This is a genomic window from Salmonella sp. SAL04202 (assembly GCF_046550775.1).
Lineage (GTDB): Bacteria > Pseudomonadota > Gammaproteobacteria > Enterobacterales > Enterobacteriaceae > Salmonella > Salmonella enterica.
In genome coordinates, this window is record NZ_JBGDXK010000006.1 from 155,747 (window position 1) to 168,861 (window position 13,115).

General features: G+C 52.3%; 13 protein-coding genes. 6 read left to right on the plus strand and 7 right to left on the minus strand.

The window, feature by feature from the left end; genetic code table 11:
• The first annotated feature begins 3 nt into the window (after nucleotides 1–3).
• On the plus strand, nucleotides 4–1,548 hold the full coding sequence (gene malF / locus ACLJQJ_RS20580; protein ID WP_000382573.1) for a maltose ABC transporter permease MalF: 1,545 nt from the start codon (nucleotides 4–6) through the stop codon (nucleotides 1,546–1,548).
• Between the two features lie 14 nt (nucleotides 1,549–1,562).
• The gene (gene malG, locus ACLJQJ_RS20585; RefSeq protein ID WP_001252081.1) at nucleotides 1,563–2,453 is read left to right on the plus strand and encodes a maltose ABC transporter permease MalG; all 891 of its coding nucleotides are present in this window, start codon (nucleotides 1,563–1,565) and stop codon (nucleotides 2,451–2,453) included.
• Between the two features lie 165 nt (nucleotides 2,454–2,618).
• Here the strand turns inward: malG and psiE are convergent, their stop codons facing one another.
• The 6 genes from psiE to pgi form a co-directional block, all read right to left on the minus strand.
• The gene (gene psiE / locus ACLJQJ_RS20590) at nucleotides 2,619–3,029 is read right to left on the minus strand and encodes a phosphate-starvation-inducible protein PsiE (protein WP_063808955.1); all 411 of its coding nucleotides are present in this window, start codon (nucleotides 3,027–3,029) and stop codon (nucleotides 2,619–2,621) included.
• A gap of 142 nt (nucleotides 3,030–3,171) precedes the next feature.
• Nucleotides 3,172–5,268: a YjbH domain-containing protein gene (locus ACLJQJ_RS20595; protein ID WP_063808956.1), complete on the minus strand. Its 2,097-nt coding sequence runs from the start codon at nucleotides 5,266–5,268 to the stop codon at nucleotides 3,172–3,174.
• Nucleotides 5,268–6,005, minus strand: coding sequence for a capsule biosynthesis GfcC family protein (locus ACLJQJ_RS20600; RefSeq protein ID WP_063808957.1), 738 nt, complete (start codon nucleotides 6,003–6,005; stop codon nucleotides 5,268–5,270). The genes ACLJQJ_RS20595 and ACLJQJ_RS20600 overlap by 1 nt, the downstream gene beginning before the upstream one ends.
• Nucleotides 6,002–6,640 (minus strand): YjbF family lipoprotein, encoded by a 639-nt coding sequence (locus ACLJQJ_RS20605; protein WP_063808958.1) that lies wholly within the window; start codon nucleotides 6,638–6,640, stop codon nucleotides 6,002–6,004. Before ACLJQJ_RS20605 ends, ACLJQJ_RS20600 begins: the two co-directional genes overlap by 4 nt.
• Before the next feature lie 63 nt (nucleotides 6,641–6,703).
• On the minus strand, nucleotides 6,704–6,946 hold the full coding sequence (gene yjbE / locus ACLJQJ_RS20610) for an exopolysaccharide production protein YjbE (protein ID WP_001541297.1): 243 nt from the start codon (nucleotides 6,944–6,946) through the stop codon (nucleotides 6,704–6,706).
• Nucleotides 6,947–7,389: 443 nt separating this feature from the next.
• The gene (pgi, locus tag ACLJQJ_RS20615; protein ID WP_063808959.1) at nucleotides 7,390–9,039 is read right to left on the minus strand and encodes a glucose-6-phosphate isomerase; all 1,650 of its coding nucleotides are present in this window, start codon (nucleotides 9,037–9,039) and stop codon (nucleotides 7,390–7,392) included.
• Between the two features lie 344 nt (nucleotides 9,040–9,383).
• On the opposite strand from pgi, the gene lysC reads away from it, so the two are divergent.
• Nucleotides 9,384–10,733 (plus strand): lysine-sensitive aspartokinase 3, encoded by a 1,350-nt coding sequence (gene lysC / locus ACLJQJ_RS20620; protein WP_000136394.1) that lies wholly within the window; start codon nucleotides 9,384–9,386, stop codon nucleotides 10,731–10,733.
• A 130-nt stretch (nucleotides 10,734–10,863) separates the two neighbouring features.
• Here the strand turns inward: lysC and ACLJQJ_RS20625 are convergent, their stop codons facing one another.
• A complete protein-coding gene (locus ACLJQJ_RS20625; protein WP_000615248.1) occupies nucleotides 10,864–11,211 on the minus strand; it encodes a Mor transcription activator family protein in 348 nt (115 codons plus the stop codon).
• Nucleotides 11,212–11,786: 575 nt separating this feature from the next.
• Here ACLJQJ_RS20625 and ACLJQJ_RS20630 point away from each other — a divergent pair.
• Genes ACLJQJ_RS20630 through ACLJQJ_RS20640 form a run of 3 tightly spaced genes read left to right on the plus strand, consistent with a single transcriptional unit; the run spans nucleotide 11,787 to nucleotide 13,009 of the window.
• Entirely contained in the window at nucleotides 11,787–12,074 is a 288-nt protein-coding gene (locus ACLJQJ_RS20630) for a putative holin (RefSeq protein WP_001226439.1), read from the plus strand.
• Between the two features lie 2 nt (nucleotides 12,075–12,076).
• Nucleotides 12,077–12,682 carry a lytic transglycosylase domain-containing protein gene (locus ACLJQJ_RS20635; RefSeq protein WP_063808960.1) on the plus strand — a complete coding sequence of 202 codons (606 nt, stop codon included), beginning with the start codon at nucleotides 12,077–12,079 and terminating at the stop codon, nucleotides 12,680–12,682.
• Between the two features lie 12 nt (nucleotides 12,683–12,694).
• Nucleotides 12,695–13,009, plus strand: a complete 315-nt coding sequence (locus ACLJQJ_RS20640; RefSeq protein ID WP_000777266.1) for a membrane protein — start codon at nucleotides 12,695–12,697, stop codon at nucleotides 13,007–13,009.
• The last annotated feature ends 106 nt before the right edge of the window (nucleotides 13,010–13,115 follow it).

Sequence of the window (13,115 nt, forward strand, 5' to 3'; positions counted from 1 at the left end):
CCCATGGATGTCATTAAAAAGAAACACTGGTGGCAAAGCGACCAGCTTAAATGGTCAGTAATTGGTCTGCTGGGCCTGCTGGTGGGTTACCTTGTAGTTTTAATGTACGTACAAGGGGAGTATCTGTTCGCCATCATGACGCTGATTTTAAGCTCTGCTGGCCTGTATATTTTCGCAAATCGTAAAACCTATGCCTGGCGCTACGTTTACCCTGGCCTCGCCGGCATGGGGCTGTTTGTGCTATTCCCCCTGGTGTGCACCATCGCCATCGCCTTTACTAACTACAGCAGCACCAACCAGCTCACCTTTGAACGCGCCCAGCAAGTGCTGATGGACCGTTCTTATCAGGCAGGAAAAACCTATAACTTCGGTCTTTACCCGACCGGCGACGAGTGGCAACTGGCCCTCACCGACGGAGAAACGGGCAAACATTACCTGTCTGACGCATTTTCCTTCGGCGGCGAACAAAAATTACAGCTGAAAGAGACCGATGCCCTGCCGGGCGGCGAACGCGCCAATCTGCGGATAATCACCCAGAACCGTCTGGCGTTGAACCAGATAACCGCCGTCCTGCCGGATGAAAGTAAAGTGATTATGAGCTCGCTGCGTCAGTTTTCCGGTACCCGTCCGCTGTACACACTGGCTGATGACGGCCTGCTGACCAATAACCAGAGCGGCGTAAAATACCGGCCAAATAACGATAGCGGTTATTATCAGTCGATCAACGCCGACGGAAGCTGGGGTGATGAAAAACTCAGTCCTGGTTATACCGTTACTATCGGTGCGAAAAACTTTACGCGCGTCTTTACCGACGAAGGGATCCAGAAGCCCTTTTTCGCTATCTTCGTCTGGACCGTGGTCTTTTCGGTCCTCACTGTGGTGTTAACCGTGGCGGTTGGGATGGTATTGGCCTGCCTCGTACAGTGGGAAGCGCTGAAAGGTAAAGCTATCTACCGCGTCCTGCTGATTCTGCCCTACGCCGTACCGTCGTTTATTTCAATTTTGATTTTCAAAGGGTTATTCAACCAAAGCTTTGGTGAAATCAATATGATGCTGAGCGCGCTGTTTGGCATTAAACCTGCCTGGTTCAGCGACCCCAACACCGCGCGGGCAATGGTGATTATCGTGAATACCTGGCTGGGCTATCCCTACATGATGATCCTGTGTATGGGGCTGCTGAAAGCGATTCCGGATGACCTGTACGAAGCCTCCGCAATGGACGGCGCCGGTCCGTTTCAGAATTTCTTTAAGATCACCTTACCGCTGCTGATTAAGCCGCTAACGCCGCTGATGATCGCCAGCTTCGCCTTTAACTTTAATAACTTTGTCCTGATTCAACTGTTGACCAACGGCGGGCCAGACCGTCTCGGCACCACCACGCCTGCCGGTTATACCGATCTGCTCGTCAGCTACACCTACCGTATCGCCTTTGAAGGCGGCGGCGGTCAGGACTTCGGTCTGGCGGCGGCCATTGCCACGCTGATCTTCCTGCTGGTAGGCGCGCTGGCAATAGTGAACCTGAAAGCCACGCGTATGAAGTTTGATTAAGGGAGATAATAACAATGGCTATGGTCCAACCCAAATCTCAGAAACTGCGTCTCTTCATCACGCACCTGGGGCTGCTGATTTTCATCGCGGCGATTATGTTCCCGCTGCTGATGGTCATCGCTATCTCGCTACGTGAAGGGAACTTCGCCACCGGAAGCCTGATCCCGGATAAAATCTCCTGGGAACACTGGCGGCTGGCGCTGGGTTTCAGCGTGGAACATGCGGATGGTCGGGTAACGCCGCCTCCCTTCCCGGTCCTGCTGTGGCTGTGGAACTCGGTGAAAATCGCCGGTATTACCGCCATCGGCATCGTGGCGCTCTCCACCACCTGCGCCTACGCTTTCGCACGAATGCGTTTTCCAGGTAAAGCAACACTGCTCAAAGGGATGCTGATTTTCCAGATGTTTCCGGCGGTTTTGTCTCTGGTGGCGCTGTATGCGTTATTTGACCGCCTGGGACAATACATTCCATTTATCGGTCTGAATACGCATGGCGGCGTGATCTTCGCCTATCTTGGCGGCATCGCGCTGCATGTCTGGACGATTAAAGGCTACTTCGAAACTATCGACAGCTCGCTGGAAGAGGCCGCCGCGCTGGATGGCGCAACCCCGTGGCAGGCATTTCGCCTGGTGCTGCTGCCGCTTTCCGTACCGATTCTGGCGGTGGTGTTTATTCTGTCGTTCATCGCGGCGATTACCGAAGTTCCGGTCGCCTCGTTGTTACTGCGCGATGTGGACAGCTATACGCTGGCCGTGGGTATGCAGCAATATCTCAACCCGCAAAACTATTTGTGGGGCGACTTTGCCGCCGCCGCCGTCCTTTCCGCTATTCCTATCACTCTGGTGTTCCTGTTGGCGCAACGTTGGCTGGTCAACGGCCTGACGGCAGGGGGTGTGAAAGGTTAAGTTTTATCGAAGTACCTGCCCGGCAACGGGCAATGCCACTGCCCTCAACTTATGTTATCCCCACTTATGGTCGTATTTTGGCGCTCTTCGGAGCGCTTTTTTTATGCGTTATAGACAGCAGCTAATTTATTGCCACGCCATACGTCCGTTACGGTGTGGCGACGCCTATTCTCGCCGTAGTCGGTTCGAATTACATAACCACAACGTGATAACCAACAGGAGGATCGCCGCCGAATAGAGTAATACATCCATTGGCGTTTTATAATCGACAATGATCAGGCGCACAATCGCCGTGATCCCAATGTACACGAAATAGCGCAGCGGAAAGTGAAGGCCAGACTTAAAGTACTTCACAATCAGCGCAATAAATTCGAAATAAAGAAAGTAGATCACCAGCCCTTCCACCAGTTCATATTTGCTGGCTTGCTCAGGCACGAATAATGCATCCGCCAGATGCACCGTTTCTTTACCGAGAAAAACGACCAGGATCAGACCGAGGGTAAGCAGCCCCAAATTTAGTACGTTTTGTAAAATCGTGGCGATAAACTCAAGACGTGAGCGCGATAATGGCATCATAACAGCCCCCTCTTTCTCTGCGGCGAGGTTTCTGTATAACGCACAAATGTGACGGGCATCTATATTTTTTATTTGTGTTTATATTTTGTTCAATAAGATAATTTGCCGGATAGCGCCGTGAACGCCTTATCCGGCCTGAGTATTAACGGAAATTTACGTTCCTGTCACTGGTCATATCATACAGGCCAAACTTACGGCCAAGCTGTTGACCACCATCACGCGTCAGCGGCGTCCAGCCAATTGCCGCACGACTTCGGGTTGGGCCGGACGAGAAGAGATCCAGCGGCACGGAAACATATACGCCTTTGGTAAAATCCCCTTCCCCATATTCATCCGGCGACGCATCGGTAATCGTCGCGTAACCGCCGACAACGACGCCGCTATCGAAGCGTTTGGCGATCTCCAGCGTACCGCCTTTATCGCCCGCCAGATACTGACCAACGCTGGCTTTCACCAGCACATCCTGGGCGAACGACGGCGTCCAGTATGCGGTCAAATGTCCGGTCTTCACGCTGTAATCGGTAAACTTCATCATATCCTGCGCGCTACGCCAGTCACGCTGTTTCACGTAGTTGGCATCCAGGCCAAACGCCCAATTGCTGTCTACCGGGCGATACAGGACTTCCGCCCCGGCACCGCCAAACATGGTCTCCAGATAACCGCCATAGGCCTGCCCATAGAAACCATTGCCAAAATACTGGAAGTAGTTGGCCTGTAGGTTATTCACATAAACATCGTTCTGCACATACTCACGGACATGCGTACGCACCCGCGGCAGATGCGAGTCCTTCGGCGGATTAGTGTAGTTAAATTTGTCGTAGTTGTTGGCGATATTGGCAAACACGCTGCCCGTGGTGAGCAGATGATCCGTGACCCACAGATCCGCAGTTCCCATTACGCCCAACTGATACATATAGAAGTTTTCCGGGCCGCCTACCGACTGATTCAGCACGGGATCAAGATGAAAATCAATGCGCGACTTGTCGATATACCAGCCCTGTTCAGTACTCTCTGGCACGATCGGCTCCACGCGTTTTTGCACCAGCGGGGTTTCATGTCCCAGCGGTTCGCCTTCCAGATGGCGTTTCAGGCTGGCGACATCGGTTTCAGTGGTGACCTGCGGCAGATTAAGGCGGTTTTCCGTCACGCGGATCGTGCGGATCCCCTCCGGCAGATCGTTCATGACGATCCGGTTAGCGCGCACGATCCCTTCACGGGAGTCGCGGTACTTCACCTGTTCACCGGTAACGTATAGCGTATCGCCTTTGACCTGGATTTTCGGGTCCGCCAGACCGGCATTATATTTCAATAACGTTAATTGATTAGCCACTACCGAATGTTGCAGGATGGCATCCTGCGGCTGTGGTCGGTATTGCGGGCGTGAATTGTCATGATACGCGGGACGTAAATCGTTGAAATTGGTGCGCAGCGTAACGCCAAACATAAAGGTGTTGCCGCGCTCGTAGCTGAGGTTAACGTCGGCCCAATCGGTGACGCGGTAAATGGCGCCGACGTTAAACTTGCTCTTCTGCTCCAGTTTACCCGCAAAATCCTGCTGATAGTTATTGCCTTCATACTCCAGCTTCAGGCGTAGCGGTTGCCACGGGGTCTGATATTCCACGCCGCCAAACAGTGAGGCCGGGCCGTGAAACATATCGCTACCGTCGACGGAACCTGCCTCTTTATAGCTGTTATCACGCGAACAGAATTTATCACTATACGAACAGAAAGGATTAGACACATTGCCGCTGGTGCCAAGATAGCCCCAGCCGAGACCTAATGAAAAATCAAACGGCCCCCAGGCCTTACTCGCTACAATATATTCCGCATCAAACAGCCCCGTCCCGCCGATATCGCGCGCGCCAACCGCCACCTGCGGCATCCAGTAACTCTCTTCCCACAACCGCAGTTTCACATCAAACGCTTTATCTTTGTAAGTCTGGTCGCCGGAGAATGATTCCACGCTGCTGTACTTTTTCGTACGGACATCGGTATAGCGCAACGTGGTTTCCAGCCACGGGAAAAGCTGAACCGAAGCCGAGTAGTAGCGGTACTGATCGTTATCACGATAGTTCAGGCTCATCTCCCCTTCACGCGCCATACGCGCTGTCGGCGTTTGCAGCAGGCCCACGCCGCCAAAGTCAGATTGTGAAGGCCCAACAGGGGCTGGATATGTTTCGGCATGGCAGGCCGCGCTAATACCCAGCGCCAGCACGCTGAGCAGATGTGTTTTTTTCATTATTCCGGTATCCGCTGCGTCAGGGTATGAAGAATGTCGGCATTTATCGCCTTCGGCGTGCCGCGCCAAAGGGAATCGGCAAAACCGACAAAAATAATGCTGCCGGGCATCGGCTCGATATGACGTTTATTCCAGTAAGCCACCGGCGCTTTTTGGCTGCGTCCATCAGGGTAAACCACCCAGGCATAGCTACGATCCGCGCCGCTGAGTAAGCGCTGACCCTCAAGATAACTGGCGACGTCCCGCCCAGGGACGAACGGCTGGCTGCCCGGCTGGCTAATCAAGCCAAAGAGCGTCACCTGCGTGGGTTGCGGCCCGACCCAGAGCGTGTAGTGACCTTGCAGCGGCGGGTTACCTCGTTCGCTCACCCGCACCACGTCAGGATCAAGATTCACGAATTGTCTGCCCGTCACCTTCACCGCCTGAATCTGTCGGCGCAGTGTGTTTATCGCCGCCGCCGCATCGCCATCTTCCTCAGCGCTGAGCGCCGCCAGTCGCCCGAGAAGTTCCTGCTGCTGTTGACGCGCCGTCACGGTCGCCTGTTCTTCGCCTATCACCGCCGCAGGCCACCAGCTCGTTGCCAGGCGCGGCTGTCCGACTAAATCGAGCAGACGCGCAGCGTCTGTCAGCGTTTTAGGCTCGCTATTACCTTGGGTAAAAACGGTAACAGTGCCGCTGGCAAAGGCGGATGACGCGATAAAGGCCAGCGCCAGCGCGCTTATCATCCTTTTCATCATGATTTTGCCGCCTTAATCAGCGTGGTTTTCACCGGAAAGTAATTCGCGCCCAGATACTGTTCCGTCTGGCGAATTTGGCCTTCGCTATCAATCCAGTAGCGATTACGCCAGCGCGTTTGATCGGTCGTCACTTCTTCATCCAGCACCCGCACGGCGGTCTCTTCACTGCCGACGCTAACGCTATCGGTCCCTCGCCATGTAAAAACGGAACGGGCGGTGGCGTAACGCACCTGGCGATGTTCGGTCCAGCCCAGGGTGCGAGTCCAGGTCGCGCCATCGATAATCTGTCCTGGTTTCGCCAGCGGGTCGGCCGCCAGATTATTCACATCGATCAGGTTGTCGCCGCTGAGCAGCGTTTTGACCAGACGGCCATCCTGCGTCACGATCGTCGCGCCATCCTGCGTCACCCATTTCTGCTGCCCGTTTTCCGAGAAAGCGAGCACCACAAACAGTTGAGGACCGCCGTTAAGCTGCATGTACTGGCTGGCATACGGCATGTTTTGAATATCGTCATCCGTTAGCTGTACGCCTGGCGTACCGAACAAACTGTCCCACAGTGAATCGCCCAGGCCTTTAGTGGTGGCCGAACACGCCTGTAATAGCAGGCAAATCAGGATAAGTGTGAGTCGCTTCACGACGCTTCTCCAGAGGGGCAAAATAACCACACCGGAGTGTGGTTATGGTTAAACGTACCGATACTACTGGGTACTGGTGGTCGTGGTGGTCGTGGTCCCGGTATTGGAACCATCGCCGCCGCCGGTTGCCGCTAACGCGACGCCCACCGCCGAACTTACGGTGCTAACGCTGGTAGCGGAGGAGCTTCCCGCCGATACCGACGTCGCTGCCGACCCTGCCGCTTCACCCACCTGAACGGGGGCTGCCGAGACAGATGTCGCCGCAAGCGCGGTTATGGCAAAAATGCCATACAGTACTTTTTTCATCATAATTTCCCTTCATTGAATGAATGGAGATTTACCCAAAAGAATTTCGGGCGCTACCGAGTATACACAACCAAAGCAGGCGGATTATGTCCGGGAGAAATAACAGCGAAGTTTTAGGATAATTAAACTTTAAAGAAGTAACGCCTACATTATTTAATTAACAAACAAATAAAATCAATAAGTTAAAATTAAACCAAAAGACATCAGCATCCGTATAATCTGAAAATAACGCAGAGTGATTTTCTGGTTATTGCTTATTTTAGGATTAAGCTCAATATAAAATTGTGGGGATAAAGACGGACAAGCGGAATTATCTTATAAAAAAAGCCGATGTGAATATCGGCCTTTTTATTATCTTATTCTCTTTTTGCCGGATGGCGGCGAAACGCCTTATCCGGCCTACAGACGCTATGCATTACATAGACCGGATAAGCGCAGCGCCATCAGGCGCGCCAGGCTTTATAACGGTTAATCAGACCGTTAGTAGAGCTATCATGGGACGAAATAGCTTTATCATCGCCCAGCTCCGGCAGAATACGGTTAGCCAACTGTTTACCCAACTCAACGCCCCACTGGTCGAAAGTAAAGATGTTCAGGATGACGCCCTGCGTAAAGATTTTATGCTCATACAACGCAATCAGCGCGCCCAGGCTGAACGGCGTAATTTCGCGCAGCAGTATAGAGTTGGTCGGGCGGTTGCCTTCAAACACTTTGAATGGCACAACGTGTTCAAGCTGCGCCGGATCTTTACCCTGATCGCGATATTCCTGCTCAACCACCTCGCGGGATTTACCAAACGCCAGCGCTTCGGTCTGCGCGAAGAAGTTAGACAGCAGCTTCTGATGATGATCGGATAGCGGGTTATGGGTGATAGCCGGGGCGATAAAATCACACGGCACCATTTTAGTACCCTGGTGAATCAATTGATAAAACGCGTGCTGACCGTTGGTGCCTGGTTCGCCCCAGATAATTGGGCCTGTCTGGTAATCCACGGCGTTGCCGTTACGGTCAACGTATTTACCGTTGGATTCCATGTTGCCCTGCTGGAAGTAGGCGGCGAAACGGTGCATATACTGGTCGTACGGCAGAATGGCTTCGGTTTCCGCGCCGAAGAAATTGTTGTACCAGATGCCAATCAACGCCAGCAGAATGGGTAGGTTTTTCTCCGCCGGAGTGGTGGAGAAATGCTTGTCCATCGCGTGCGCGCCGGAAAGCAGCTCGACAAAGTTGTCGAAACCGACGGACAGAATAATGGACAGTCCGATGGCAGACCACAGCGAGTAACGACCGCCGACCCAGTCCCAGAACTCGAACATATTGGCCGTGTCGATACCAAATTCGCCGACCGCTTTGGCGTTGGTGGAGAGCGCAGCAAAGTGTTTCGCCACGTGTTTTTCATCGCCTGCACTTTTCAGGAACCAGTCGCGCGCGCTGTGGGCGTTGGTCATGGTTTCCTGGGTGGTGAAGGTTTTCGACGCCACCAGGAACAGAGTCGTTTCCGGGTTCACTTTTTTCAGCACTTCAGCGATGTGGGTACCATCAACGTTAGAGACGAAGTGCATAGTCAGATGATTTTTATACGGACGCAGCGCTTCGGTCACCATGAACGGGCCGAGGTCGGAACCGCCGATACCGATGTTCACCACGTCGGTGATGGCCTTACCGGTGTAGCCTTTCCACTGACCGGAGATAATCGCTTGCGAGAAAGTTTTCATTTTCTCAAGCACGGCGTTCACTTCCGGCATCACATCTTTGCCGTCCACAATGATCGGGGTATTGCTACGGTTACGCAGCGCCACGTGCAGCACGGCGCGGTCTTCGGTGCGGTTGATCTTCTCGCCGGAGAACATGGATTTAATCGCGCTGGCCAGATCGGTCTCTTTCGCCAGATCCTGTAATTTTGCCAGCGTCTCTTCGGTGATGCGGTTTTTGGAGAAATCCACCAGCATCAGATCGTCAAACGTCGCGGAAAATTTAGCGAAACGGTCGCTATCGTTCGCGAAAAGCTCAGCGATCGTAACGTCTTTCATTTCATCGTAGTGTTTCTGGAGCGCCTGCCAGGCAGAAGTCTGCGTTGGATTGATGTTTTTCATTAGCAATACTCTTCTGATTTGAGAATTGTGACTGGGATCGATTGTAACGCCAGTCACAGAAAAGTGTGATTGTTTTAGTGCCGTTGCCCCAGGCACTGTCGAATGAGGATAAAAAGTATATACCCTAAATAATTCGAGGTGCAGAAAGGCGGCAAATGGGTATCGGGGTTATAAGCGCTGTTACTGAGCCTAAACTCAGCATAAAAAATCCGCATAATCCCAACGTTGACAGTCCAGGCCACAACTTTTATTTATAAATACGTTACTTGCATTTGCGCCTGCACCGGTTTCTGTTCTGCCCTTGTGCCATGGTCGCGTTTTTCATTTCCTGACACGAGGTTGATATGACAGAGATCGTTGTTTCCAAATTTGGCGGTACCAGCGTCGCTGATTTTGACGCCATGAACCGTAGCGCGGATATCGTACTTTCCGACGCCAATGTTCGTTTAGTCGTGCTTTCCGCGTCTGCCGGCATCACTAATCTGCTGGTGGCGCTGGCCGAAGGGATGGAGCCTGGCGAACGTTTCGCTACGCTCGACGCCATCCGTAAAATCCAGTTCGATATCCTTGATCGTCTGCGTCATCCGAATGTCATTCGCGAAGAGATTGAACGCCTGCTGGAAAACATCACTATTCTGGCGGAGGCGGCATCGCTGGCGACATCGGCAGCCCTGACCGATGAACTGGTCAGCCACGGCGAGCTGATGTCTACCCTGCTATTTGTTGAGATCCTGCGTGAACGCGACGTACAGGCCCACTGGTTCGACGTGCGCAAAGTGATGCGTACCAGCGATCGCTTTGGCCGTGCGGAACCGGACGTCGCAGCGCTTGCGGAACTGGCCGCGCAGCAGTTGCTCCCGCGCCTGAGCGAAACGTTGGTCATTACTCAGGGCTTTATCGGCAGTGAAAGCAAAGGCCGCACCACGACATTAGGCCGCGGCGGCAGCGACTATACGGCAGCGTTGCTGGCTGAAGCGCTCCACGCCGCGCGGGTTGATATCTGGACAGATGTGCCCGGTATTTACACCACCGACCCGCGCGTAGTGCCCGTCGCGCAGCGAATTGATGAAATCGACTTTGAAGAAGCGGCGGAGATGGCAACCTTCGGCGCAAAAGTACTGCATCCAGCCACCTTACTCCCGGCCGTGCGTAGCGATATCCCGGTCTTCGTTGGCTCCAGTAAAGATCCGCAAGCGGGCGGTACGCTGGTGTGCAATAAAACCCAAAACCCGCCGCTGTTCCGCGCGCTGGCGCTGCGCCGCAATCAAACGCTATTGACGCTGCACAGCCTGAATATGCTGCACTCACGAGGTTTCCTGGCAGAGGTGTTCGGCATTCTGGCGCGGCATAATATTTCGGTAGATCTGATTACCACTTCGGAGGTGAGCGTCGCGCTGACGCTGGATACTACCGGCTCCACCTCCACGGGCGATACGTTACTGACCCAATCCTTATTGATGGAGCTTTCCGCGCTGTGTCGGGTCGAAGTTGAAGAAGGACTGGCGCTGGTCGCGCTGATTGGCAACAACCTGTCAAAAGCCTGCGGTGTTGGTAAAGAAGTGTTTGGCGTCCTGGAACCGTTCAACATTCGCATGATTTGTTACGGCGCCTCCAGCCACAATCTGTGCTTCCTCGTGCCGGGAGACGATGCCGAGAAAGTGGTGCAAAAGCTACATCAGAACTTATTTGAATAATCGCCCTGACACGGCAGCGGGTGAGCGCTATCAGGCAATACGCTGCCGGATGGCGACGCAAGCGCCTTATCCGGCCTGTCGCAGCTCCCGGCGTATAGCGCTTGTCGCTATACGCCATACCCGATATCGCTTACAACATACGCCGCTGGTGCTGTTTTTCCGTGTGGACCCGCTTAACGATTTTATAGATCCACTGCAGTGTCAAATTGTACTTTTTGGCCAGCTCCGCATAATTACGCCCATCGCACTCGCTGTAAATCTGATAATCCCGTTCCGAGGCTCGACCAGAGATACCTTTGGGGAAATAAATGCTTTGCCCGCCCCAGTTGCGCATCATTCTGTCAGCAATTGCCTGACCGGCATTTTCGGCTGACGCGCTATCAATATTCATGCTTTCAATAAGCACCTGCGACGCATGAAACGCCAGATCGTTAATAATCTCCGGAAGCCGAACCATTTCTTTTGATTTCTGAATCATATTTTATCTCCATATCCAGCACCATGCTTCCCGTGACGGCACCAAAAAGGGAAGCGTAAAAAACGGTGCAATAACTACCTATCAATATATTCAAAATATATATAAATATTTACTATCAACGGCATTTAATTATAAATTAAAAGAATGTATATATTGCTTTCAATTTATAATATGTATTTATTTTATAGGTGAAGTAATCCTTCACTGATGTCATCATTTTACACAATACTGTATGTATATACAGTTAATTTTTGCATTTTTTTCTGCGTTCGATCAAAAAGATCGCTTTCCTCACGATCGCGTGAATTTTTAAACTGACTTTAAAAATCAATAAGATAATTTTAATCAAAGATTATTATGACGCAGCAATACCGCCATCGTAGCCTGCCGCAGACACATACTGCCTCTCCGCAGGCAGCCTCTACCCCCTGCCCCGAAAGCTTTATTTATTCGTTTATTTTTTGGCATTTGACGCCATGCGCTAAACATTTTTTAAAGTTATTTATTAAAGCCCTTTTCGTTCTTCCGCTATGGGGAAAAGCGATACTTTTCTCTCAATTATCAGGAGATAGAGTATGCGAAAAATTATTGTTCCCCGACTTTCCGGCTGGCTGATTGCCTCTGTCGTACTGTTTGCGCTTATCGGCTGGACATCATCAGCGCAAATTCCGGTCGTCATCTATAAACTCAGCCTGGTTTCGTTATCAGCGGTACTGGGTTACTGGCTCGACCGCAGTCTTTTCCCCTGGGCGCGTCCCGACTCCTTTTGCCCCTGGGAAGAATCGCTGTGCTGCGCTGCGGCGATGATTCGTCGCGCGATCATCGTTGCGGCAATTTGCCTTGCCGTCGCGCTGGGGCTGTAACCATGCGTTATCAATACGTATGCCTGGTCTGCGCTATGTCTTTCTTGTCTGCCGACGCTGCCGAACCGCCGCGCGCTTCTCTGCAATGGCGCAACGAAGTGATTCGTACCGCGCGCGAAATCTGGGGGCTTAACGCCCCCGTTGCTGATTTTGCCGGGCAACTACATCAGGAATCCGGCTGGGCGCCTGACGCGCTTTCTCCGGCTGGCGCGCAGGGTATGGCGCAATTTATGCCTGCAACGGCAAAATGGGTGAGCCAGTTGTACCCAGCGCTTCGCGAGAACAAGCCGTTTAATCCCGCCTGGGCGATACGCGCGCTGGTACAGTATGACCGCCAGTTGTGGAAAAGCGTGTCAGCAAAAAATAGCTGCCAGCGAATGGCTTTTACTCTGAGCGCCTATAACGGCGGGCAAGGCTGGGTTAACAGAGATAAAAAGCTGGCCGCCGCAAAGGGGTTAGATGCGTCCATCTGGTTTGAACATGTAGAACGCGTTAACGCCGGGCGCAGCGCCGCAAACTGGCGCGAGAATCGTCACTATTCCAAAGCGATTTTATATCAACACGCTTCCCGTTATTTGCAATGGGGGCAGGCCAGTTGCATTCATTAATCAGAGGGAGTAATGAAACTCAGTATCGATTTTTGGGAAGTCATCTCCCTCTTACTTTCGTTTGTTGGATTAATGTTTGCCGCCGGTAAATTGCTGCTGGCGCAAATTGAAAAACGGCTGAATGAACGTTTTGAAGCACTGGAAGCTGCCCGGCGCGAATCAGAAGCGGGCTGGTCCAGGCTGGAGAGAGAATTTCTGGAATTTCGCGCCGATTTACCGCTGCATTATGTCCGCCGCGAGGATTATCTTCGCGGCCAGGCCGTTCTGGAAGCAAAACTGGATGCGCTATATAGCAAAATAGAACTGATTCAACGAGGTAACCATTAAACAAATCCCCGTCGTTTATACGCCGGGGATTTTTTATTTGTTTTAACTTTTTTCTCTAAAGGAGATTAAAAGACGCCTGATGCCTGATACATCAAAATATGTCTGA

What these genes read in the sequence shown, in the direction of transcription:
- pgi (WP_063808959.1), bottom strand. Translation starts at nt 9,039, where the DNA reads ATGAAAAACATCAATCCAACGCAGACTTCTGCCTGGCAGGCGCTCCAG.
- psiE (WP_063808955.1), bottom strand. Translation starts at nt 3,029, where the DNA reads ATGATGCCATTATCGCGCTCACGTCTTGAGTTTATCGCCACGATTTTA.
- ACLJQJ_RS20595 (WP_063808956.1), bottom strand. Translation starts at nt 5,268, where the DNA reads ATGAAAAAAACACATCTGCTCAGCGTGCTGGCGCTGGGTATTAGCGCG.
- lysC (WP_000136394.1), top strand. Translation starts at nt 9,384, where the DNA reads ATGACAGAGATCGTTGTTTCCAAATTTGGCGGTACCAGCGTCGCTGAT.
- ACLJQJ_RS20600 (WP_063808957.1), bottom strand. Translation starts at nt 6,005, where the DNA reads ATGATGAAAAGGATGATAAGCGCGCTGGCGCTGGCCTTTATCGCGTCA.
- yjbE (WP_001541297.1), bottom strand. Translation starts at nt 6,946, where the DNA reads ATGAAAAAAGTACTGTATGGCATTTTTGCCATAACCGCGCTTGCGGCG.
- ACLJQJ_RS20640 (WP_000777266.1), top strand. Translation starts at nt 12,695, where the DNA reads ATGAAACTCAGTATCGATTTTTGGGAAGTCATCTCCCTCTTACTTTCG.
- ACLJQJ_RS20625 (WP_000615248.1), bottom strand. Translation starts at nt 11,211, where the DNA reads ATGATTCAGAAATCAAAAGAAATGGTTCGGCTTCCGGAGATTATTAAC.
- ACLJQJ_RS20635 (WP_063808960.1), top strand. Translation starts at nt 12,077, where the DNA reads ATGCGTTATCAATACGTATGCCTGGTCTGCGCTATGTCTTTCTTGTCT.
- malF (WP_000382573.1), top strand. Translation starts at nt 4, where the DNA reads ATGGATGTCATTAAAAAGAAACACTGGTGGCAAAGCGACCAGCTTAAA.
- malG (WP_001252081.1), top strand. Translation starts at nt 1,563, where the DNA reads ATGGCTATGGTCCAACCCAAATCTCAGAAACTGCGTCTCTTCATCACG.
- ACLJQJ_RS20630 (WP_001226439.1), top strand. Translation starts at nt 11,787, where the DNA reads ATGCGAAAAATTATTGTTCCCCGACTTTCCGGCTGGCTGATTGCCTCT.